Here is a 26,146-nt window from a genome sequence, read left to right as displayed (position 1 = left end):
ACATTAGTTAAAAAAACAAACAGACTTGGATTATAAAAAGTACATCAGGAAAACTGCAAAGGTATTGCTTTGGATTATCGGCTCGTTGATCGGGCTTTTTCTTCTCGTAGTTTTGCTGATCCAGGTGCCGGCCATCCAGAATGTCATCAAGAACAAAGCCGTCACTTATCTCGAAGGAAAAATACACACCAAGGTCGTGATCGGCCGGATTGAAATCGGGTTGCCCAAAAAAGTCATCCTCGAGGATTTCTATTTCGAAGACCAACAAAAAGACACTTTGCTCGCCGGGGAAAAACTTGCCGTCGACATCAGCCTGTTCAAACTCATCAGCAACGAGGTCGAAATCAATTCGGTCGACCTCAAGGGCATCACGGCCAATGTGTCGCGCAACCAAGATTCGGTGTTCAATTTCGATTACATCATCCAGGCGTTTGCCTCCAAGGAAGAAAAGGAAGAACCTTCGCAGCCGATGAAGATTTCAGTCAAAAAAATCAACCTCGACCGCGTACACGCCAAGTTTGACGATAAAATCTCGAAGAACGACCTCAAGGTTTACCTCGCGCATTTCGATACGCAAATCGACCAATTCGATCTCGACAAACTCGAATTCGATGTCCCGAAAATCAAGCTCGACGGACTCGACCTCAAACTCAAGCAAGGCCAACTCGTACAAGAAGTCGCGGTAAAAACACGCGAAGTCACCGATTCTTTGGCACAGCAACCCAACCTCAAACTCAAGCTCGGCACGATCGATTTGAACAAAATCAAGATCGGTTACGACAACGAAGGCACCAAAATGAACACCGGCGTGGCGTTCCACAAAATGCTCATCCGCGTCAACAACCTTGACATCCAGAAACAAATCATCGATCTGGAAAGCCTTGACATCCGCTCGCTCAAAGGCGCGTTGACCGTCGGCAAATTCGAGCGCGCACTGGCCCAAAAAGTCGCCAATGCCAAACAGGAACCCGAAACTGCGCCTGGAATGCCATGGAAAATCAAGCTCAATCAAGCCGATTTCAAACGGGTCGCTTTCCGCTACAACGATCAGAATGCCGCGCCGGTCCAAAAAGGCATCGATTACCAACACCTCGACATCAAGAACCTCAATCTCGTGGGTGAAAAATTCGGGTATGATGGCCAAACCGCTGCGGGAAATATTTATGCATTTACCGTTCAGGATAAAAGCGGACTCGACATCCAATCGCTCAAGACCGAATTTTATTACGGCCAGAAAAATGCCTACCTCAAAAAACTGTATTTAAAAACGCCGCAAACGTTGCTCAAAGATCAAATTATTGTAGGTTATCCGTCGATTGAATCGTTGGGCAAAGACATCGGTGCGCTCGATGTCAATGCCAATGTTTCGGGCAGCCACATCGGGTTCAAGGACATCTTGATTTTTGTACCGGCGCTGGCCGACACCAACCCGTTCAAAAGTAATCCCGACGCCATCATGCAGATCGACAGCCGCATCACGGGCAAAGTCGGCAACCTGCAGATCCCGAAACTGCAGATCAGCGGCATCGGCAATACGGTGGTCAACGCCAGCGGACGCATCATCGGTTTACCGGATGCAGAAAAGGCTTATTTCAACCTGGCAATCCACAACATCCAGTCGACGGCACGTGACATCCAGAATTTTGTCCCGAAGGGCACGATTCCGAACAACATCCAACTGCCTTCGCAGCTTGCATTGAATGGGACTTTTGTCGGCTATATCAATGATTTCGATACGAATTTGAATTTGCGCAGCAGTTTCGGCAATGCCAAGGTCAAGGCACAATTCGACCAACGCCGCAAGAACCAAGAAAAATACAAGGCCGATGTCGACATCCAAAATTTCAACGTCGGTAAATTGCTCAAAAATGATACGATCGGCCGTGTGACACTCAAGGCAAAAGTAAGCGGGACCGGACTCGATCCCAAAACGGCCAATGCCGTGGTCAAAGGCCATGTCTACAAAGCCGAATACAACAATTACACCTTCCGTGACTTGGTTCTTAACGGCAACATCCAGCACGGCGAGTTCGTGGCCGAAGCCAAAATGAAAGACCCGAACCTGACTTTTGACCTGGCCTCGAGCGGTGATTTCGGCGGCAAATATCCCGCGGTCAAGCTTAAATTGAACATGGACATCGCAGACCTCGAAAAGCTCAACCTGCATGCCGGTCCGATGAAAATACGTGGAAACGTAGATGCTGATATTCAAACCTTGGACGCGGATTACTTAAATGGAAATCTCAGTTTGCACCACATCATGTTTGCCAATGAAAATGGCGAATTCATCCTTGACTCGATCAATGTCGAATCGACCGCGATGGACAACCAGAATGCCATCTCGCTGCGTTCGCAATTTGCCGACGCCGATGTAGTCGGAAGGTTCCAGGTGACCAAAGTCGGGACTGCGCTGATGAATTCGGTCGCGAAATACTACAATACCAGTCCGAAAAAGGCACTGGCCAAAACCGATCCGCAACAATTCGACTATGCGATCAAGGTCAAGCCAAGTCCGCTCCTGCTGCGTATGATTCCCGATCTCAAGGAACTCGATTCGATTGCGATTGCCGGTCATTACAATTCGGTGGGCGACACCATTGTGATGAACGCCCTGATCCCGAAACTGGCCTACGCCGACAATACGATTACCAATGCCGTGGTCAACATCGGGACCGAAAACGAAAGCCTGGTCTATGCGGTGATCGTAGACGACATCCACAATCCTTCGTTCCAATTGCCGTATGCAAGCGTTTCGGGTTCGGTCAAGGACAATACGGTCGCTTATGTGCTGCAGACGCGCGACGCCAAGGATGTCGAGCGCTATTTGATTGCCGGAATCCTCAAGGCCGAAAACAACCAGACCATCATCCATTTGGTTCCCGATGGCTTGCGGCTCAATTATGACAATTGGACGGTCAATCCCGAAAATGAGGTGCGGCTCGGCGAATCGGTTTATGTCAACCAATTCGAATTGGGCAAAGACGGCAGTTCGATTAAAATCCAATCGCAATCTGAAGCGCCCGATGCGCCAATGGCCGTCGATTTCAAGGAATTCAAGATCGAAACGATCACGAGCATGGTGCAACAGGATTCGTTGCTTTTGGGCGGACGCATCAACGGGAACGCCATCCTCAAAAACCTGCAAAAATCCCCGACTTTTACCGCCGATATGAACATCGACGATTTCAGTTATAAAAAAGACACGGTCGGCAACATCAACATCAAGGTCAACAACGAAATCGCCAATACCTATGACGCCAAAGTCGCGATTACAGGCAACGGCAACCAGGTCAACCTCGACGGGATTTACCGTTCGGACAACAGCAGTTTCGACCTCAATCTCGACATGCAGCATCTCGAAATGAAAAGCATCCAACCGTTTACGGCCGGAAACCTGCGTAAAAGCAGCGGTTACGTCAACGGCAAACTCAAGGTAACCGGAACCGTCGACGACCCGAATGTCATCGGCGAGGTCAAGTTCAACGACGGGGCGTTTACGGTCGTACCGATCAATTCGGCTTTCCATCTGATCAACGACAAGATTTTGTTTACCGAGAATGGAATCGTATTCGAGAAATTCTCGCTCTCGGATGAAAACGACAACGAACTGATCGTCATCGGCCACATCGACACGCCCAACTACCGCGATTATGCGTTCAACCTGAACATCAATGCCGACAATTTCCGTGCGATGAATTCGAAGGAAAAAGATAACGATTTGTATTACGGACAAGTGTTCCTGGACACCAAACTGCGTGTGCGCGGCGATTTGAACAAACCGGTTATCGACGGCAACATCAAGCTCAACGGAGACACCAAGCTGACCGTCGTGCTGCCTTCTTCGAACCCATCGATCGAAGACCGTGAAGGCATCGTCGAGTTCATCGACCAGGACAACGACGACCTCAAGAAAATCCAGATCGCGAACGATTCGCTGGGCAAAACCAAGTTCAGGGGCATCGACGCCTCGGTCAACATCGAGATCGACAAGGAAGCCGAGCTCAACCTGATCATCGACAAAGGCAACGGCGATTACCTCAAACTCAAAGGCGAAGCGCGACTCACCGGTGGCATCGACCCATCGGGAAAAACCACGCTGACCGGGCGTTACGAATTCCAGGAAGGAACCTATGAGATGACGTTCAACGTACTCAAACGCAAATTCGAGATCAAACAGGGCAGTTATATTTTATGGACCGGCGAACCGACGCAGGCCGACGTGAACATCACCGCGATCTACAAATCGAATACGGCCCCGATTGATTTGGTGGGCGACCAACTTGGTGGCGTACCCGATGAAGTGCGCAACCAATACAAACAACGCATTCCGTTTGAAACCAACCTGATCATGAAAGGCGCGCTGCTCAAACCCGAAATCACGTTTGACATCCAGCTTGAGGAGGGCAACAACTCGGTTTCTACGACCGTCACCAACACCACCGAAACCAAACTGGCCCAATTGCGCCAGGATCCGTCGGAGCTCAACAAACAGGTTTTTGCCCTGCTCCTGCTCAACCGTTTCATCAGCGAGAACCCGTTTGCGAGTGAAGCCGGCGGGACTTCGGCCGAATCGTTTGCCAGACAGAGCGCGAGCAAATTGTTGTCGCAACAGCTCAATAACCTGGCGGCCGATCTGATCCAGGGCGTCGAGATCAATTTTGACCTCGAATCGACCGACGATTACACTTCGGGATCCAAACAAAACCGTACCGATTTGAATGTGGGCGTCTCGAGAAGATTTATGAATGACCGATTGAAAGTGACCGTCGGCAGTTCGTTTGGGCTTGAAGGCCAGCAACAGGCCGGTGAAGAAACCACCAATATTGCGGGCGATCTCGCCGCCGATTACCAACTGACCAAGGACGGTCGTTACCGTGTGCGCGTGTACCGCAAAAACCAGTACCAGGTCGCGCTGCAGGGACAAGTCATCGAAACCGGCGTGGGCTTTATCATTACGATGGATTACAACAAATTCCGCGAATTGTTCCACCGCTCTGAAAAGGAAAGAGAAATCGAGGCCGAACTCAAGGCCAAAAAGGAAAAAGCCAAAGCACAAAAAGCAAAAGACCAGAAATGATGAAAACATCCCATTTTATATACGGCTTATCTGCGTTGCTTTTTATGTATTCTTGCAGCAACACCAAATATTTGGCCGAGGGCGAACTGCTGTACACCGGCGCCGATGTAAAAGTCGATGCGAAGGAACTGCCCAAAAAACAACGCAAGGAACTCGAAAAACAGATCAATGATTTGCCGCGTCCGATCCCGAACAAAAAGATTTTGGGGTTGCGCCCGAAACTCTACATCTACAACAATACAAAAGAACCCAAGAAAGACAAAGGGTTCCGGCATTGGCTCAAATACAAAGTCGGCGAACCGCCGGTGACCTTCGCCAAGGTCGACCTCAAATACAACGCCGACGTAATCCAGAGTTTTGCCGAAAACAAAGGCTATTTCCAGGCATTGACCACTTCCGACTCTACGCGAAGCGGCAAGAAAGCCTCGGCGCAATACGTCATCAAACCCGGAAAACAGTGGAAAATTCGCAAGGTCATTTACCCATCCGATTCGACGAGCCAACTCGACAAAGCCATTACGCGCACCCTCGGAAAAAGTGGCAAGCGCGGCTTACTCAAACCAGGCGATCCGTATGACCTAGATGTGATCAAGGCCGAGCGCGAACGCATCGACGGACGACTCAAGGAACGTGGCTATTATTTCTTCAGTGCCGATTACCTCAAGATCCAGGTCGACAGTACGGTGGGGAAATACGAGGTCGATCTGCTGGTCAAAGTCAAGGACGAAACGCCCGAAAATGCGCGCGAGACTTATAAAATCAACAACATCATCGTCTACCCGAATTATTCAATCACCAAGGAAAATAAAATCACCAAACCCGATTCAATCCAAGTATATAAAGACCTTACGATCATCGATACGGCCGAGACGTTCAATCCGCGCATTTACGACCGGACGCTGTATTTCCACAAAGGCGATTTGTACAACCGCAGCGACCACAATTTGTCATTGAATCGATTGGTCAACCTTGGGACTTTTAAGTTTGTCAAGAACCAGTTCAAGGTGTCGAACAAATTCGAAAACACGCTCGACGCCTACTATTATTTAACGCCGCTTCCGAAGAAATCAATCCGTTTCGAAATACTCGGCAAAACCAACACGGCCAATTACAGCGGTAGCGAGATCAACGTCAACTGGAGCAACCGCAATACTTTCAAAGGCGCGGAATTGTTGACCATTTCGGCTTTCGGCGGTATGGAAATCCAGGTTTCGGGACAAAACAAAGGCTACAATGTGTACCGCGTCGGGGGCGAAACGAGTTTGTATTGGCCAAGGATCATCGCACCGTTCAAGTTTGAGACTTCGGGCGGATTTGTCCCCAAGACCAAGGTGACCATTGGGTATGAATTCCAAAAAAGAATCAAGCTGTACGGGCTCAATACGTTCAGGGGTTCGTTCGGCTACCAGTTCAAGGAAAATGTGCGCAAGGAGCATTTGCTCAATGTGACCGAAATTACCTATGTGAGCCCGACCAATGTTTCCGAACTGTACAAACAGCAAATGGCCGCCGTCCCGGCTTTGGAAAAAGTCATCGAAAAACAATTGATTTTCGGGCCGACCTATACGTATACCTACACCAATACGATGCAGAAGCGCAAAAAACATACGTTTTATTTCGAAGGCAATCTCGAGGAATCGGCCATGATTACGGGATTGGTTACCGGCGCCAACATCAAGAAGGGCGATACGATCAGCGTACTCAACGTCCCGTTCAGCCAATTCGTCAAAGCCGAAGCCGATTTCAGGCATTACATGAAAGTGGGCGAAAATTCCCAGATCGCGAGCCGTGTCATTGTGGGCGCCGGCGTGCCGTTTGGCAATTCGCGCGATCTGCCGTTCATCAAGCAATTCTTCAGCGGTGGCGCGAGCAGCCTCAGGGCGTTCAGGGCACGCGCCGTCGGACCTGGAACGTTCAAGCCCGAAGTCGACGAGAATACCTTTCTTCCCGACCAATCGGGTGATCTCAAATTTGAATTCAACACCGAGTTCCGGACCAAACTCGTCAGCGTCATCAACGGCGCCCTATTTGTAGATGCCGGAAATGTGTGGCTCTTTAATGACAATCCCGAAAAACCGGGCGGGAAATTCTCGGGCGATTTTCTCAACGAACTGGCCGTGGGAGCCGGAGCCGGATTGCGCATCGATATTTCGATCCTGATTTTGCGGCTTGATTTTGCCTTTCCGTTGCGCAAACCTTACCTGGCCGACGGGCAGCGATGGGTCATGGACAAGATCGAATTTGGCAGCGGCAGTTGGAAACGCGAAAATTTGATTTTCAACCTGGCGATTGGTTATCCTTTTTAATTCCTAAATTGCTATTCGTTTCAATTTGGATTGTTGAATTTTAGCTTCGCTCTCCCGAAATGCGGGACGGCCTTTGCTTCGCCTGTTCGCTTCGCTCGGGTGGGCGTTTCCCTTCGGGCAGTCGGCTTCCAGCCTCGTGTCCCTTCGGGCCGCGCTCTCGCCTGCACGCGGTGCCTGGCTCGATCGCTAACGCGGACGCCGTTCCATCACCAACATTTGTAATCGTATGAAAATCATCACCTGGAATTGCAATATGGTCTTCCGCAAAAAAGCCGGGTACATCCTCGCGCACCGGCCCGATATTTTGGTCGTCCCCGAATGCGAGCATCCCGACAAGCTGAAATTTCCCGATGGCATTCCCTTACCGACCGATGTGATCTGGCATGGCGACAATGCACACAAGGGGCTGGGTGTTTTCTCGTACAGCGATTATCGTTTCAAACTGCTCGATTGCCACAACCCCGCCTTCAAGAACATTTTACCGATTCAGGTGTCCAATGGGAAAATCGATTTCCTCTTGTTTGCCGTCTGGGCCAACAACCCGCAGGACAAAGAAGGCGCTTATGTGACACAGGTCTGGAAGGCTTTTCACCATTATGAAAATTTGCTGGCCGGTAAGGATTCGATATGGATCGGTGATTTCAACAGCAACACGATCTGGGACAAGCCGCGACGCGAGGGCAATCATTCGGCCTTGGTCAAAAAACTCGAAACGCATCAGGTTTTCAGTACTTACCATACTTTCCACCATCAGGTTCAGGGCCAGGAAACCGATCCTACCTTTTTCCTGTACCGACACCGGGACAAATCCTATCACATGGATTATTGTTTTGCATCGGCTGCCTTGCTTCAAAAATTAAAGCAGGTTGAAATTGGTGCCTACGAGCATTGGTCGATGTACAGCGACCACAAACCTTTGATTGCAGAATTCGATCTATAAAAAAAGCCCCTCCGTTTCCGAAGGGGCTTTCTATTAAAGATAATTTAGATTTTATCTCTTGATCACGCGAAGCGTCTTCACGACATTATCCTGCGTCACAATCACATTGTACACGCCCGATGGATAGTTCGATCCGATTTTCTCCACGCTCAGGTCCTCGAGCTTGACTTCCCTCGACTCGATCAACTTGCCGAGCATGTCGTACACCATCAACTGCACGTTGCCCTTGTTCGATGTCGTGACATCGATGCCAAAGTCGGCAGTGAATGGGTTCGGCATCGCCTGGGCCCTGAACAGATCAGATGAGGTCTGTCCTGTTCCCGCAGCCACCTTGGCCGTTCCGCCTGGGGCCGTGATCTCGCAGGCATCACCGAACGGCGACCAGGTACCGGTAGTCATCACCGCAACACGTACGGTATACAGTGCGCCGGCCGTGAAGGCTGAAGACGGAACTGCATTGAAGACGAAGTAGTTGGTACTTCTGTCGATCGTGGTCGATGCGTTGTCTGACTGTCTGGTGATCTGGAAGCGGTACTGGGTAGCACCCGATACGCTCGTGGCGGCAATGGTCTGTGTTCCGGAAGTCGCAACACCACCACAGTTCACCAGTGAAGGCACCGCTGGAGAGGAAACCTCGCATGGAGATCCGTATCCGCCATAGGTTCCCGTGGTCTTCACGGCCACCTCGATGCGATAGGTCGTACCGTAGTTGTAACGGGTCAGCATCTGAAGGCTGAACCAGTTCTGCGTACGGTCGATCGTCTGCACCGCGTTAGGGCCAGAAACGTCGGTCAGGTTGGTCACGCGAAAACGGTATCCGGTAACGCCCTGGATGCTCGTGGTCGCGATCAAGGTATTGATCTTAGGCAATGTGATGCCACACTGCGAAGGAGATACCGCCGCCGCTCCGCCTTCCTCGAGGATGGCTGGGGTAGACACGAAACAGTTCGGGCCGTAGTAGCCCAGCCACACGCCGTTGCGCTGCAGTTCGATCGCGATGGTATACGTGGTCGCATACGCATACGATGGGAACTGAGGCATGGTGAAGTGCGGCACGTTGGTCTCTATGGTCTGTACCTGTGCTCCGTTGGTCGCACGGATTCTCCATCTGGTGATGGTCGAGGCCGGTGCGATCGTCTGGATACCGATCAGTGAACCGATAGAGGTCAAGGTCGCCCCGCAAGAGGCCGCCAATAACTGGGTCACCAGTTGGTTGCCCTCGTCGAGGTTGCCGTCGCAGTTGTCGTCCACTCCGTTGTACAATACCTCGGCATGGCCTGGGTTGATCGCAGCAACGGCGTCGTTACAGTCGCCGCCTACGGCTGCACGGCCAGATGGTTGTGTACATGCCAGGATGGTTGGCAAAGTAGAATCGCCGTATCCGTCACCGTCAGCATCCACATACCAAGGAGTGGCAATGGCTACCGTTACAGTAACCGAAGCTGAAGTCGTACAAGTAGCGGCACTCGTAGCCGTTGCCATATAAGGCGTGGTCGAGGCTGGTTTGGCGTACACTACATTTGTAGCTGTTCCTGTATAAGGAACCAATCCGGCAGCATCGGTAAACAATCCTGCTGTTGGCGACCAGGTAACCGGAGCCACTTCTTCACAGGCTACTGTACGTGCCCTGTTTACGGCATCGGATCCGCAAGAAACAGAAGTCAAATGGGTGTAAACCCTCACCTCGCCTGATGAATCAGATACCCAAACCACCGTTCCCAAAGCAGAAGCCAAGACGGTAGTACCGGCAGCGTTGCTAACCGTTACTTTATCGCCAGCCAAGGCAGAGGTAAATGTGTATCGGGTGTTGGCGTTCACTGCTACTACCGAGTATTCCCCGGCAAAACAGTTGGCTGCCATTACTTCGGCCGGTCCGCCGCATGTTGGTACGAATGTACCCGAAGGCCATTGTCCGTTCGGCGCAGTCAAACAGCCGCCCGCAGTTCCTGAAACGCCAGTCTGGCTAGCGGTCAGCATCACCGGTGCGTCTGAAGTACAAGATGTTGCAGATGAAGGACTGATGGCAATAGCCACAGGCAAAGGATTCACGGTCACGGTATAAGGAACCGCATTGGCACATCCTGTAGAAGTGTTCGTAGCCGTCAAAATATACTCGGTGGTAATCGAAGGATTGAAAATATATCCTGAAGTCGGATTACCGCTCACCCCTGCTGGAGGCGACCAAACATAAGTATCAAAATCGGCTACAGTAGACGTAACTGTCACCGGAACTGTTGTCGATTGGCCAACGCAGATTGCAGTACTGCTTCCGCTGATGGTCAATGCAGGCGGTGCATTTACCGTAGCAACAACCGCGCTTCTAGCAGAAGTACATCCTACAGAGATATTCCAGTCATAGAAATAATACCTCGTTCCTGTTGGAGAGAGGTTGTTTCCATCGATGGTGTTTCCAGTAATCGAGAAACCGTTTGATGAAGCAGGATAAGGATAAGTCGCTGCCCCACGGTTCAATCCGATGACCTCATAGAACAATGACCAACCGGTTGATCCGGCAGGAACGGTAAAGCCCAGCGGTACTGTTTTCAATACCGTGGTACTGATTTCGCCCGCAGCGATGGTAATGTTTCTGCTGTCAACTGTAGTGCCTGCAGTATTTCTCAACGAAATGGTCATGGTTCCCGCAGTCGAAGGGTAGATCTTCACACTGTTGATCGTAGATTCAGAAACCGACGCAAAGTACATTCCGAAACCGGCGATAGCGGCCGAAAGGTTGATGGCCGGATCTGAAGCCGTACCGAGATTGAAATCGGTGCCGCCCAAAACATTGGCTACATAATACGTAGTGGTTCCGTTGATGATCGGCGTGGTAAAGTTTGGACCTGTATACAAGGCCGTACCACCCGAAGCGGCATCATACCATTTCAGGTCGCCCGAAGCGGCAGTAGCAGACAATGCGACTGTACCGGTTCCGCAACGCGTTCCCGGTGTAGTTGAAACGACTGCCGGATTGTTTATACCGATTGTCACCGAATTCGAATCGCTGAATCCGCCACCATTTTCACAAGTTACCCTCAAGAAATAAGTTTCAGGAGCCGACAATACCGGCGTTGTGTACGTTGGATTGGTTGCCAAAGCGATCGGTCCGCCTGAATTGTGCCACTGCAAGCTGATGCCTGCCAAACCGGTTGAATAACCTGTGGCGGTTAAGGTTGCCGAACCAGAAACACAAACATTGGCGAGGTTCGATGCAATCGTGCCCGCTGTCGGCGTACCGGTACATCCCGGAGGCGGTACCAAAGTCAAGATGTAATCTTCGGCCTCTCCCCAAGATGAGTTGCCCGCACCACAGAATTGGGTTGATGTATTGCCCGGAGAAGTATCCGAGGAACGAAGTCTGAGACGGACGTTTCCTGTTGCGGCACTTATTGGAATCAACCAGTTGGTGGTCAAATTGACTTGTGTAGATGCTCCTGCATTTGGCGAAGCGCCGATGTATTCTGCTGCCGTAAAGACACCATCGTTGTTGTAATCGGCCCAGGCTGAAATATAGCAACTGCTGAATGTTCCACCCCTTACCGAAAGCGTATAGACGCTTCCTTTGGTCAAGGTTGCCGTTGTAGTTCCCGATTGGGGGAATACAGTATAATAAGGACTTGCCGCACCTGTAGAAGTGCTGTTGAGCGTGGTCGTTGGAATGGTTACATTCGAAATGTAATCGCCTTCCACGGTTCCGTCCGCATAGGTTGGCGCACAGAAATTGGCAATGCTCAATTGTGCCCCGTTCGAATTGACCGAACAGCCAACCGGTGAAGAAACCACCGCCCTGTAATAACGGGCATTGCTGGCCACAGCCGCACCTGAAGTGCTTACCGTCAAGCTCGCGGTAGTCGCATTGGTGTAAGTCACCCCTGCCGGCGTACCATTGACCACGTTGCTGTATGGTCCACCCACGGCCGTTGCGTATTGCCATTGGTAAACCGGTGAACTGGCAGCAGTCGACACTGTAAACGAAGCGCTGTTACCCGCCACAACCGAAGCATTGGTCGGCTGTCCGCTCACTGTTGGGTTGTTGATGAGCAATTGTGCACCTTGTGAAGGCATGCTCGCGCAAGGCGCCGTTGCATTGACCATTGCACGGTACAGGTAATTGCCTGCCGGCGGAGTCGCCACGGTAGTATTGACCGTCAAATTAGCAGACAAGGCACCTGAATAGGTTGCCCCTACTGGTGTTCCGTTGACAACAGGATTCCAGCTTCCACCACCATTGGTAGATAATTGCCATTGGTAAGAAGCGATTCCTCCTGTAGCGGCCACGCTGAATACCGAAGCACCACCTGAATAACAAACCGTTTGCGCCGATGGATCGGTATTGATCGCCACCGATTGTACAACAGTCAAAGTCGCTGCATTGGATTCAGCCATGCCGTTGCCGGTTACTTTACACCTGTATCTCCAGCCGCTCATGCTCGGCGTAACCCCAGACAGCAATAAAGTTGCCGAATCTACACCAGAATAAACACCCGCATTGGAAAGATTCTGCCAGTTATCCCCTCCTTGGTCTTCCTGCCATTGGTAGACAGTCACATCTGGAGAAGCGACAACAGTAAAGCTGGCTTCGCCGCTTCCTGAATCACAAACAGTAGCATTTACAGGCTGCTCAACGATTCCGGTTTCCCCGACCACCAAGATGGCAAGGTCAGAAATTACCGTGTTACAAGCACCCGTAACCACACACTGGTAGAAGTAGTCATTGAAAGACGCAGGCACGTCGGTCAATGACAAGGTGGCCTCATTGGCCCCATCGTAAATTCCGCCGTCAACCACATCCACGAAAGTATCTCCAGTCCCATCGGTATTGACTTGCCATTGGTAAGTCAGGTTTGGTGTACCGGTACCTGTGGCCACTACCGAGAAGGAAGTATTGCCACCGATTGTTGTCGTTTGTGTAGGCGTACTCGAAGTGATTTCGACCGGTTCGTTTACCTGCAAGGCATAAGTCACTACAGTTGTACATCCGGTCACGCCGTCGGTCACGGTGTAAGAAATCAACACACTACCCTCCATAACCGGGGTTACCACACCCGAAGAACTCACGGTAGCCACATCGAGGTCAGATGAACTCCAGGTTCCCGTTGGTGTGATGTTGGACAAAGTGATGGTATCCGGCAAACAAACGCTGTCTGCTCCACCAGGCGCCGTGATGTCGGCCACCGTTGGCGGATCGTTTACCTCAAACTCCGTTGCGCTGGCACCCGAAGTAATCGCGCTGTACACGGTAAACAAGCCGGTTGCAGGGCTATCGGAAAGCGTCACGGTGATTTGTGTATCGCTGTCGATCACGAAATCCTGTTCAATACCGCCGAGTTGTACGCTGGTGGCTCCGGTAAAGTTGGAACCGCTGAGGACTACTTGCGAATTCAAGACCGTATCCGAACAACCTTTTTCAGGAGAGAAACTGTCCACTACGATTGGCGGCGGTGTCAAGCTCCAGCTAATGCTGTAAGAACCCGAACCAGTCGAATAGCCGTCTTGCACGTAATACAATGTCATCGGTGAACCCGAAGTATTGGTATAAGTCATCGGTGCCGTGTTCGGATCATCGCCGCAGGTCACCTGGGTAAGGCTACCGCAAGCACCTGTATACAAGGCACGTCCGGAATCATAGGCATCTGCCGTATCGGCAATGGTCAACGTATAAGTCGCCGGAACGGTAATCGTATAGAAGACATCCGGTCCGCCTGACAGCGCCACGCATGATGGCAAAATATTGTCGGCCAAACCAGAAGTGGATCCGGTCACCGGTGAAGTCAACGCATCGAGCGAGATGGCTGTCGTACAGATGTCTCCCGGAGGTACTTCGGTGGTAAAGCTGAACTCGGCACAACCGGTCGCCATTCCGAAACTGTTTTTTGGAACGATGCTCCAGTAATAGGTAGTACCGGTCAAGACGTTGGTGATGTTTACCTGGTCTCCACCGATCGTACCCAAATTGGTCAATACGCCCGGCGCAGTGCCCCAATACACATCATAAGAAGTTGCACCCGGAGATGGTGCCCAGTCGAGTGAAATTTGCGGCACACCGGCCACGACAGTCACAGGAACGTTGGTTTGCCCGTTGGTTGGACTGAGCAAAGCAGAACAAGCCGGAGCTGTAAAAATAAACGGTCCGGTCCACAAGCTCACGCCATCCACCAAACCACAATTCGCTCTTACATAGAATTCATAAACTGCACCAGCGGTCAATCCTGAAGCCGGATAAGTGGTAGAACCCCAAGTTGTTCCTGAAGTCGGAACCCCAGAACCCGCCAATTGCACGGCCACTTCCCAAGAAGTCTCCGCACAACCAATCGTCCAATGCAAATCGGCACTTGTGGCCGTTACATTGCTAGCGCCGAGCGCCGATGGCTGCGGACAAGCGGCCGCTTCGGTAATGGTGATGATGTAATCCTCGATTTCACCATATTGGTTGACCGTACAAGGTGTTACCTGAGCACCCGAAGTCGCCTGAACACCGCCTACATCATACATTGCCCTTACACGTAAACGGTGCGGTCCTGTTGGTGGATTACAAGCAATCGCAATAGGAAAAGAAGCCGACGAACCCAATTGGCCCGCTACACCACTACCCGTTACGAGTCCCAGCGAGTAGCCGATGCGTTCGGTCGCGTTGTCGAAGAAACCGTCATCGTTGTAATCGATCCATGCGGCGTAAGCCTCCGAATATTGTCCCGCAAAAACGGTACAGCTATAGGCAGAACCCGCCTGAAGTTCGGTAGTCAATGCACCATTGCTGGTGTAATCAGAATAACCGGCACCCGCACTAGGACAGCCGGTACCCGAATTGTTATCGAGCGTATTCAATTGTACCCGGGCGATTACGTCGCCATCGGTACAACCAAAGGAACTCGTCGGTACACAATATACAATATTGGCATTGGTCGTAAACGAACGCTCCAAGCATCCAATGGCATCACCATTCGGATTCTTGGCAACGATTTTCCAATAATAAGTGGTGTTCGCCGCCAAAGCCGGAGCGAAATTGTAAGTCAAAGCGGTAGTCGTGCTTGCGTAATAGGCCGGTGAAGGCGATGTCCCGAAATACAGATCGTACCCCGTCGCGCCGTTTGCCGCCGCCCAGGACAGGGTCACATTTCGGTTGACTGTTGCCAAATCGGCAGGGGAAGAAAGCACGGCACAATCCGGCGGTGAAGTATTGAGTGTCACCGCGACATTGTCGATCCCGAGGTCGGTCACGCCCCAGTCGCCTACGCCTTCAAATCGGATAACCGTAGTGGCCGAAGTGGAAGCGCCCAGAATAATGGTCTTGGTCGCCCAGGTTGCCTGAATCGTATAAGTAGCCAAGGCCGCGCCGAAAGTAGCACCGCCGTCAGAAGACATATAAACCCTCAATTGGTCAGGCGTGGCATTGGCGTCCACGTTGATGTAATCGAAAGCCAATTGCTTCAATCCCGGGGTAGAAAAATCGACATGGTAATCGAGATAACCCACAGAACCGGCCGTACAACCGTAAGTATGCCAACGTGCCGTACCGCCCGAAGCCGGTGCCGCAACCGTATAACCGCCAAAGGTTGGGTCAGACCATCCTACCGATGAGGTGACCACATCGTTCCTTCTCCAGGCGCGGTCGCCGTAAACCGGCCAAGACCGCCAGTTGGCAGTGTTTGGCAAATCGGCAGTGGCATTCCCGTTGGGCCAAGGCGTCGTATTGAAATTCTCCGTGGCTGGAATGCTCGCATAAGTGGGAGCGCCCAATGCCGCAGCCGGTGGGGTAAACGTAAAAATCCTTCCCGAGACCGGAGCCGCCGGGTTGGTCGTATTCGAAGTAAACCGGAGTGTGGAAGTAGAAGCCGCAGTTCCCGCCGTAGCCTGGCTCGTCGGGGTTGTCCATGCGGCAGAAGTCGTTCCGGCGAGATTGCGCCAATCGTAAAAGCTCGCACCGCGCAAACCTACCTGAGGGAATGGCGTTGTGGCAGTAGTGGCCGTACAAGTCCCATAAACAAATGTAATGACATTGGTGGACTGCGTCAGACGGATCTGGAAATTGATTCGGTCTGCCGTATTCCCCGTCCGGGCCATATCGGCGTATTGGATCACGAAATCACTTCCATCAGCGCCATAACGAATCGAAGGCGTTCCGGTCGAAGCAACAAGGTCGCATCCAAATCCTGAAATCGTACCATCCATCTTGTTTGTGGCCGTACCGGAGCTACTGGTTTGTGAAATCGGGGTAATTACACCGACAGCAGGAAGATCAGTGCCGAGCACGATGTATCCGTTGTTGGATATCACAATGCTTGTGTAATTTTTGTGGTTGTACCGGAAGGTAAAACCCAGTGGAATTTGAGAGGAGAGCGCATTGGTGGTTACCGTAGCGCCACTCTGCCATACGGTGCCTGTAATCGGGGTATAAGTCCCGTTGCTACCGGCAAAGGTATAGCTTGATACTTGGGCTTGCGTGCCGATTCCTGTCAACAGACAGAGCAGCACCATCAACCCCGTAAGCCCCGTTCGGGCTTTGCCGACGGTATGCAACAGGGCGTCACATAGGCAGTCGACCTCTCTTTTGAGCCAGGTATCCCTACCACAGCCCAAATAATAGGAGTGTTTGATCATAAATAAATTGAATTGAGTTAATAATACTCTCTCAATTTACTCAAATTCCCTTTATGCTTTTTTTAACAATTCATTCAAATCGTTAAAGTGCTGTATTTTTTCGATGAAATGTGTTAATTGTTTAGACGTAGTTTAAAAATTACCTATTTTTATTACAAATCATAAAATGAAAAATGTTGCTTTTGAACCAAAAGCCAAAAACTATTCCCTTGCTTTTCACCATATTAGGAAATCCAAAAGCGCAGGATCCGATCAATATTTTTTGGGATACGGCAAATAGATGAAAAACGAAGCGCCTTTCCCCTGCTCGCTTTGTGCCGTAATGAAACCCGAATGGTTTTCGATGATTTTCTTGCACAACGCCAAACCTATTCCGGTTCCCGAATAACTCATCCGGTCGTTGAGGCGTTGGAAAATCGTAAAGATCTTGCCCAAGTATTTCTGCTCAAAACCAATCCCTTCGTCGCTGAACACCATTTCGAGGTACTGGTTGTCCGGCGACAGGTTCGATTCGAATGGAATCTGGGCCAGCGAAAGGATTCTTGAAGTAATCGTAATCTTTGGCGCCGATTCGGCAAACTTGAGCGAGTTGCCGATCAAATTCGAAAACAATTGATTGATCTGCAACGGAATGGCCTCGACGACCGGCAATGGTTCGTAACGCACCACCGCCTGCTTCTCCTCGATCAGCAATTCAAAATCGACCAGCACATTTTCGAGTATGGCGCTGAGATCGACCACCTCTACCTGCTGGTCGCTGCGTGAAAGACGGCTATAATTCAGCACGGCCTTGATCAACTCGCTCATGCGTTCGGCGGTAAGGTTCATTTTCGACAGGTATTTCTGTGCAGCTTCCTCATTGTTGATGTTCTGCTCGAGCAACCCCGTAAACATCTGAATTTTGCGCAGCGGCTCCTGCAAATCGTGCGAGGCCACATAGGCGAACTGCTCGAGTTCCTTGTTCTGGAATTCCAGTTCGGAATTGTATTTCTGCATTTTGTCCTCGGCCATTTTGCGTTCGGTAAGGTCGCGCGTCACCTTCGAAAAACCAATGATGTTGTTGTCCTTGTCGTGCAGGGCCGTAATGGCCACACTGCCCCAAAAGGTCGTCCCGTCCTTGCGAACGCGATACCCTTCGTTCATGGCACGGCCCGTATCCACGGCTTCCTGCAGCAAACGGTCCGGGAGTTTGGAGTCAAGGTCTTCCTGGCGGTAAAAAATCCTAAAATTCTTGCCCAGGATTTCCTGCTCATTATACCCTTTTATCTTCTGTGCGCCTTTGTTCCAGTTCAGGATCGTGCCGTCCTTGTCAAGCATGATGATGACATAATCCTGGACTTCATCGGTCATCCTTTGGTAACGTTCCTCGCTTTCGCGCAGTTCGCGGTTCCTGACCTGTAGCACACGGGTACGCTGCTCGACTTTTTCTTCGAGTATCTGCGACTGGATTTTGTGTTCGGTGATGTCGAGCGTCGTGCCGTACATCTTGGCCGGCTCATGGTTGCCGTCGTAAATGACCTTGCCGTTGAACCGGATCCAATGTTCGGAACCATCGCGCCAGATCACACGCGCCTCATAAAACAAAACACCGGTCTCAAGCGCTTTTTGGTGCGCCTCCAGCCGCAATTGGCGGTCATCTGGATGGATGCGTTCCTTGAAATCGGGATGTTTCGGATTTTCATCCGGTTCATAGCCGAACATGTGCGCCAGGCGATCGGAAAAAATAAATTCCGACTGGACGATATCCCATTCGAAATGCCCCATTTCAGCAGCTTCTATGGCCAATTTCTGGCGCGTTTCACTGACTTCGATGCGACGGCGCACCTCCACCTGTTCGGTGATTTCATCAGCCAGCGCCATGATTCCCGAAATACTGCCGTCTTCATCGTGCAACGGTTCGAAAACAAATTTGACGAATATCTTCTCGGGCACGCCGTTGCGCACCAATTCGATCGATTGTTCCTGGGCCGAAAACGTCTGTCCCGTGGTAAAAACGGTTTCGAGCAATTGTTCATACCCTTGTGCCTGGGCATCGGGCATGCCTTCGAAAACGGGTTTGTTCATGACCTGGCTTGCGCTTTTGCCCCACAATTCGAGCATTTTCGCATTGGCCATTTCCACGATAAATTCGGATCCGCGGAAAATGCAAATCGCAATCGGTGCCTGCTGAAAAAGGCTGTGCAACTGTGTATCGATATGGTTCCTGCTTTTCGAAAGACGGATCTGCGACTGTACGCGCGCAAACAATTCCTTGGCCGAAAACGGCTTGACCAGATAATCATCGGCGCCCAAATCATAACCCTCGATGCGCGATTCTTCTCCAGCCCTGGCCGAAAGCAACAACACCGGAATGCGTTTGGTCTGCGGGTCATTCTTTAGAATCTTAAGCATCTCGATTCCGTCCATGACCGGCATCATCACGTCGCTCAACACCAAGTCAGGTGCCGAAGCAGCGATGCTTTGAAGCGCTTCCTTGCCGTTCGAGGCCATCGAGACGCGGTAGTCTTTTTCGAGTAATTTCCCGATGTATTCCTGCATGTCGGCATTGTCATCAACGACCAATATTTTGGGTTTTCGGTTTTCTTGATCGGCGGAACGCTTTGTTTTTGATTTGAGCATGATCTGCGCTTCCTCGGTAAAAACATTGGGCAAGATCGCCTCCTGCAAGGCAGTTTCCTTTTGGATTTCGGATTCGGACAAATGGGCTTTCCCTACCGGAATACTTACCGTAAATGTCGTTCCTTGTCCTAAAGCACTCTCGGCCGTGATCGTCCCGTGGTGCAGCTTGACGAGTTCCTTGACCAGCGAAAGTCCGATTCCAGTCCCTTCATAACTGCGGCCATTGGCATTTTTGACCCTATGGAAGCGCTCAAAGAGCCGTGGCATTTCATTTTCGGGAATCCCGATACCGGTATCCTTGACCTGGAGCACAGCCTGGCCATCAGCTTCGGTGAGCGACACGGCGATTTTACCGTGATGGGTATATTTGAAGGCATTCGACATGAGGTTGAGCACAATTTTCTCCCACATGTCTTTGTCTACATAAACTGGCGATGGCACATGGGTTTCGACTTCGAGTTGCAATCCGGCATTTTCGGTAACCGAACGGAATGAACTCACGAGATTGGCCGTAAACCCGGCCAGGCAGACCGGCTGGAACTGCGCCTGCATCCTACCCGACTCAATCCGGCTGAAATCGAGCAATGAATTGACCAAACGCAGCAGGCGCATGGCATTGCGGTGCGTGATGCTGATGTTTTCTTTGTCGGTGGCCGAATAGGAATCGTTGTTCTTGAGCATTTCTTCCAAAGGCCCGAGCATCAAGGTAAGCGGCGTACGGAATTCGTGGCTGATGTTGCTGAAGAAAATGGTTTTGGCCTTGTCGATTTCGGCCAGCGATTCCGCACGCTTGCGCTCCTGCTTGAATGCATAGGCATTGGTGAGCGCGGTGGCAATCTGGTCGGCGACCAGGGTAAAGAAACTCAGGTATTTTTCATCGGGCAAGCGGTACGGGTTCAAGCCCACGCACATCATCGCAAACGGAAATTCGTGGTTGCTTTGGGTGATCGGAATCAACAAGGCTTTATCGGGAGAATCCTGCCAAAACCCAGACGGCAATTCGCCAAAACGCTTCCTGATGTGGTCGACCTGCTGGACGGTTCCGGTTTGCAACGCCAGCTTGAGTTCGTACAATTCCATGCCGCGGTCTTCCATGTCGATCGATAGCGGCGCCATCGGTTCGGGCATTTGGTCGGGAATTTTGTTGACCAGGCGAAGCTGTTTTCCATCGTCGCTGACCTCATACAATACGACAAACGGAAAGTCCTGCGGATTCTCACGCAAGGCTTCCAGCGCACGATTGTAAATTTCATCGTTGGTCTTGAGGTCGATGATGTTCTTGGCAAGTTCCTTGAGCGTATGGAGCTGGCGTTCGCCAATGATGCGTTGCGTATCGTCGGTGTTGGCGCAAATGATGCCTTGCGTCGTGCCGTCGTCGCCCGGGACCGGACTGTACGAAAAAGTATAATAGGTTTCCTCGGTGTAACCGTTGCGTTCCATGAGCAACAACAAGGCTTCATCATAAGTCCCGGTATTTTCATTCATCACGACCGACGCCCTCGCGCCTGCCTCATGCCAGATTTCCTTCCAGACTTCCGAAGCCGGCTGTCCCAGGGCTTCGGGATGTTTGCCGCCCACGATCGAGATGTAGGCGTCGTTGTAGATATTGATCAGCTCCGGTCCCCACCACACGAACATCGGTTGCTGCGAAGTGAGCACGATCCGCACACAGGTCTTGAGGCTTTGCGGCCAAAGTGCAGGATGTCCCAAAGGCGTTTGGGTCCAGTCCTTTTCCCGGATCAGCGCCCCCATAAGTCCGCCGCCCTCGAGAAACAATTCTGTGGTCAGGGTATTCTTTTGCATCATTAAATCACTATTCGTCTGAGCAATTGCTCGAGCGCGTTCATGCTGGTGGGTTTGATCAGGAATTCCTTGGCTCCCATTTGGAGCACCTCGTCAATGAGCTTTGGGGCGCCCGAGGTCGAATACAGGTAAACCGGCACCTGATCGAGCCGGTCAATCTCGCGGATGGCGGCCAGGCATTGCTTGCCATCCATCAGCGGCATATTCATATCGATAAAAATATAGTCGGGAACCATTTCTGGCGAAGCGACCAACTGGTCGATGGCTTCGGTTCCGTCTTTGGCAAATAGGCATTCGATTTCGGGATTGATGTTTTGCAAGGCGGTGCAAAAAAAATCCCTGTCGTCCTCATCATCGTCAATAAAAAAACATCTTTTTGGAGTAGACATAGTATGTGGTGTGGCAATTGGGCATTATCAGTCGGTATAGCGTGCAAATAAAATGGCCTTTCCCAATAGCATTTTATTGAAAAAAGCCAGTTGATAACTCAGCGTTTGAAAAAATCGGCAAGCACCCATTTGAATCGCCAGAAAGACAACTTACCCGTTATCCGTATTTTCGAGGCAATTCCTTTGATGGGGTTATAATTACTCATTCTGCATCAGTTATAGTTCAAGGCAAATTTCGCTTTTTACGCCGCGGTGAGCCTTACAGAATTACACGCTGTGTGTTACATGATTAGCACATTTGGGCAATAATATAAACTTTAACCAAAGTCGTATAAGCCACTTACACCCAACGGCCCCGAAATTTGTCAGATAAAAACCAACCTTATGAAAGCACTCTGGAAAGGCGGCATCAGCTTCGGGCTTGTCAACATCCCGGTCAAGTTGTACAGCGGCGCGATGACCCACCGCATCGATCTCGACATGATCCGCAAGAAAGACCACTGCGCCATCGAATACGTGCGCGTATGCAAGAAAGACGGCAAGGAAGTGCCCTGGGACGAGATCGCCAAAGGATACCGCAAGGAAAATGGCGATTACATCGTGCTGGACAAAGATGAAATCGCCAAGGCCATGCCCGAAAAGACCCAAACGATCGACATTTTCGAATTTGTTTTGGAAGACGAAATTCCGTCGCAATACCTCGAGAAACCCTATCTGGTCGAACCCGAAAAGGCAGCCGCCAAAACCTATTCGTTGTTGCGTGCGGCCCTGAAAAAGTCAGGAAAAGTCGGTTTGTGCAAATTCATCCTGCGGCAATCCGAGCATTTGGGGATTTTAAAAGCAGAAGACAATGCGATATTGCTGATCCAGATTCGGTTCGACCAGGATTTGCGCGATCCTTCCGAAATCAAGTTGCCCAAAGGCGTCACGATCCAAAAGAAAGAGCTCGATATGGCGCTGACGATCATCGACCAGCTCACCGATAAATTTGAACCCGGGAAATACAAAGACACCTACAAAGACGAACTGCTCAAGCTCATCCAGAAAAAATCGAAGCAGCCCGCCAAGAAATTGCCGGTTACCGCCCAGCGCCGCAAAGCGAAAACCAAGGAAAAGGGCGACGATCTGCTCGAGCAACTCAAGGCCAGCCTCCAAGCGATGAAAAACTAAGCCATGACATTAGCGAAGTACAACCAGAAACGGGATTTCAAGAAAACCGCCGAACCCAAAGGCATCCCAAAAACCTCCAAAGGGCAATTGCGCTTTGTAGTGCAAAAACATGCGGCCTCGCACCTGCACTACGATTTCCGTTTGGAGATTGGTGGCGTTTTGGTGAGTTGGGCGATTCCGAAAGGTCCGTCCGCCAATCCTTCCGACAAGCGTCTGGCGATGCACGTCGAGGACCACCCGATGGATTACATCGATTTTGAAGGAACGATTCCCAAAGGCGAATACGGCGGCGGAACCGTCATGGTCTGGGACATCGGCACTTATGAACCCGAAGGCGAAATTGCATTGGGCAGGCAAAACGCCGAGATGAAAAAACAGCACAAAGCGGGATCGATCAAGATTGTATTGCACGGCAAAAAACTCAAAGGTTCCTGGGCATTGGTCGAAATGCATGGCCGTGGCGAAAACCAATGGCTGCTGATCAAACACAAGGATGAATTTTCGGGAACCGACATCGACTACAATCCGTACTCGATCCTGACCAAGCGCGATTTCGAGGCGATTGCCAAAGGAAACGACGAATGGAAAAGCAACCGCTTGCAAAAAGTAAAAACTTCGGATACAAAAGCCGAAACCCCCAAAGGCGAACAGATCCAAAGCAAATCCAATCGCGTTTTTAGAAACCATTCCGCCAATGGATCCGATGAATTCTCCGCGGATGATTTGGCCGAAGCCAAAAAACGCAAAAGATTCCCTTCGGGTTGGCGACCACAATTGGCCACACTCACAGATGAACCTTTCGACAATCCGGAATGGCTTTTTGAAAACAAATGGGATGGCTATCGTGCATTGGCCAAAATCAAAAACAATATGGTCGAATTGGTCTCACGCAACGGCATTTCGTTCAATCAGAAATACCCAGAAATTGTCCAAACGCTTCAAGAAATTAATAGCGACATGATTCTCGATGGCGAAATTGTAGTCGAGGATTCGAAAGGAAAAAGTCATTTCCAGTGGTTGCAGCATTTGGACGATAATCCGAAGCGCGGCAACTTGAAGTTTTACGTCTTCGATATTTTGTATTTTCAAGGGTTTGATTTGCGGGCACTCGAATTGATCCAAAGAAAAAAAATCCTAAAGGCCGTTTTACCGAAAGAAAAGAACATCGTCTATTCCGAACATATTTTGGAACATGGCATTAAATTATTCAAAACCATCGAGAACAAAGGCGGTGAAGGTTTGATCGCCAAGAAAATCCATTCAACCTACCACACCGACAAACGATCGAAGGACTGGCTCAAGATCAAAACCCAGCAACAACAGGAAATGGTCATCGGCGGTTTTACCGAACCCAGCGGCAGCCGGACGGGAATCGGCGCCTTGTTGTGCGGCTATTACGACGGAAAGGATTTGGTTTATACGGGCAAAGTCGGCTCTGGCTATACCGAAGCGATGCTCGAGGAATTGCGGCAGAAATTGGACAAACTCGAACGCAAGACCTGCCCGTTTTCTACGATTCCGAAAGAGAAAAACGTCCATTGGGTGAAACCGGAAATGATCGCACAGGTCAAATTTTCAGAAATCACCGAATCGGGCAGCATGCGGCATCCGGTGTATTTGGGTTTGCGCGAAGACAAGAAATCAGCCGCAGTGCAATTGGAAAAACCGATGATTGAATCGAATGACATCGGAAAAACGCAAACCAAAAAGAAAATGGCCAAAGATTCTAAAAGCAAAACAGAAAACGAAAATGGATTCGGGCGTGTCACCTTTACCAACACCGACAAAATATACTTTCCCAACCAAAAGATCACCAAGGGCGACGTCATTGCCTATTACGACCGCATTGCCGATTACATCCTTCCCTACCTCAAGGACCGACCGGAATCGCTGCGGCGTACCCCCGACGGCCTCAAAAGCGAAGGATTTTTTCAAAAGAATGTAGCCGGTACAGTCCCGAAATGGATCAAGACACGCAAAATCAAATCGGGATCGAAAGCCGAATCGATCGAATATTTGCTGTGCCAGGACAAAGAGACCTTACTGTTTCTGGCCAATTACGGCTGCATCGAACTCAATCCGTGGAGCAGCCGTGTGGGCTCGCTCAACCATCCGGATCACATCATCTTTGACCTGGATCCCAAAGGCGCACCGATCAAGAATATCGTAGCGACCGCAATCAAACTAAAAGAAATACTGGACTCGCTTAAAGTTCCGGCTTATGTCAAGACTTCGGGCGGAAACGGGCTACATGTGTTCATTCCGGTCGAGCCCAAATACACCTATGACCAAACCCGCGAATTTTCGCATTTAGTGAGCCAGATGGTGCACCGCGACCTGCCCAAAATCACGAGCCTCGAGCGCATGCCCGACAAACGCAAAGGCAAGGTCTACCTCGATTTCCTGCAAAACGGCAAAGGCAAAACCATGGCGAGTATTTATTCGCTCAGGCCACGCGAAGGTGCCGGCGTGAGTACGCCGCTCCAGTGGGATGAGGTCAATGACAAGCTCGATCTTAAAAAATTCAACATCAAAACGCTTCCGAAGCGACTCGAAGAAAAAGGCGACCTGTGGAAAGACTTCTTTAGGGACGCGATCGACCTGAAACAAATCCTCCAGCAGCTCGGCGATTAGAAAATGTGGTAGCCTGCGGTAAATTTGAAATGTCCGTTGTACAATTCGTTATTGCCCCAATAATCGCCGTATTCGATGACCGGCTGCAAACCGCTGTATCCGCCGAGTTCAAAAAACCAATCCTTTACGGTAAAGCCTACGCCCAGATTGACGCCCACTTCTGCTTTCTTGCTGGCCTCGAAATCGCAATTGCAGGTATTGTTGACCAATACGCCCACTTGCGGGCCCACGAGCAAATAAATGCGGTTCCAGAATTTGAAATCGAGCGAAGCGTTGATGTAATTGAGACGGATGTCGAAGTTGGAATAGCTGTTTTGATACGGGCCATATTGGTGGGATATATTTTCCCCAAACTGCGCATACCCTAATTTGGGACGGAAACTGATGGTATGGTTGAGCGGGATGTTGTAAAGCACCCCGAAATGTGGCTTGACCCCCGAATCGAACGACATCGTCCCCAACGGTTTGTTTTCGGAGAAAAAGGAATTGCTGACCCCAAAATATACGGCAAATCGTTTGGGTTTGACCGGTTGTTCTTGTGCAAAAGTATGCAGCGACAATGCAAGCGCCGCCATGAGGAGAATTTTGTTCATGTTATTCAGTTTGTTTGGTT

9 protein-coding genes are annotated in these 26,146 nt (G+C 50.6%); 5 read left to right on the top strand and 4 right to left on the bottom strand.

The window, feature by feature from the left end; translation table 11 throughout:
• Positions 1-25 precede the first annotated feature (25 nt).
• The 3 genes from QM717_RS16415 (at position 26) to QM717_RS16405 (ending at position 8,323) form a co-directional block, all read left to right on the top strand.
• Positions 26-5,077, top strand: a complete 5,052-nt coding sequence (locus QM717_RS16415) for a translocation/assembly module TamB domain-containing protein (RefSeq protein ID WP_415039097.1) — start codon at positions 26-28, stop codon at positions 5,075-5,077.
• Positions 5,074-7,383: a BamA/TamA family outer membrane protein gene (locus tag QM717_RS16410; RefSeq protein WP_415039095.1), complete on the top strand. Its 2,310-nt coding sequence runs from the start codon at positions 5,074-5,076 to the stop codon at positions 7,381-7,383. The genes QM717_RS16415 and QM717_RS16410 overlap by 4 nt, the downstream gene beginning before the upstream one ends.
• 226 nt (positions 7,384-7,609) lie before the next feature.
• On the top strand, positions 7,610-8,323 hold the full coding sequence (locus tag QM717_RS16405; RefSeq protein ID WP_415039093.1) for an endonuclease/exonuclease/phosphatase family protein: 714 nt from the start codon (positions 7,610-7,612) through the stop codon (positions 8,321-8,323).
• 51 nt (positions 8,324-8,374) lie between these two features.
• Here the strand turns inward: QM717_RS16405 and QM717_RS16400 are convergent, their stop codons facing one another.
• The 3 genes from QM717_RS16400 to QM717_RS16390 all read right to left on the bottom strand — a co-directional run bounded on the left by QM717_RS16400 (position 8,375) and on the right by QM717_RS16390 (position 21,729).
• Positions 8,375-16,918: a GEVED domain-containing protein gene (locus tag QM717_RS16400; protein ID WP_415039092.1), complete on the bottom strand. Its 8,544-nt coding sequence runs from the start codon at positions 16,916-16,918 to the stop codon at positions 8,375-8,377.
• A gap of 252 nt (positions 16,919-17,170) precedes the next feature.
• Positions 17,171-21,343 (bottom strand): ATP-binding protein, encoded by a 4,173-nt coding sequence (locus QM717_RS16395; RefSeq protein WP_415039091.1) that lies wholly within the window; start codon positions 21,341-21,343, stop codon positions 17,171-17,173.
• On the bottom strand, positions 21,343-21,729 hold the full coding sequence (locus tag QM717_RS16390; protein WP_415039090.1) for a response regulator: 387 nt from the start codon (positions 21,727-21,729) through the stop codon (positions 21,343-21,345). Before QM717_RS16390 ends, QM717_RS16395 begins: the two co-directional genes overlap by 1 nt.
• Positions 21,730-22,113: 384 nt before the next feature.
• Between QM717_RS16390 and QM717_RS16385 the strand changes: the two genes are divergently transcribed.
• On the top strand, positions 22,114-22,899 hold the full coding sequence (locus tag QM717_RS16385; RefSeq protein WP_415039088.1) for a Ku protein: 786 nt from the start codon (positions 22,114-22,116) through the stop codon (positions 22,897-22,899).
• Between the two features lie 3 nt (positions 22,900-22,902).
• Positions 22,903-25,533, top strand: coding sequence for a DNA ligase D (gene ligD / locus QM717_RS16380; protein WP_415039086.1), 2,631 nt, complete (start codon positions 22,903-22,905; stop codon positions 25,531-25,533).
• Here the strand turns inward: ligD and QM717_RS16375 are convergent.
• Positions 25,530-26,126, bottom strand: coding sequence for an outer membrane beta-barrel protein (locus tag QM717_RS16375; RefSeq protein WP_415039085.1), 597 nt, complete (start codon positions 26,124-26,126; stop codon positions 25,530-25,532). The genes ligD and QM717_RS16375 overlap by 4 nt on opposite strands.
• Between the last annotated feature and the right edge of the window lie 20 nt (positions 26,127-26,146).

The organism is Flavobacterium sp. (assembly GCF_047602195.1).
Classification (GTDB): domain Bacteria; phylum Bacteroidota; class Bacteroidia; order Flavobacteriales; family Flavobacteriaceae; genus Flavobacterium.
This window is presented reverse-complemented; position numbering and strand designations above follow the sequence as displayed.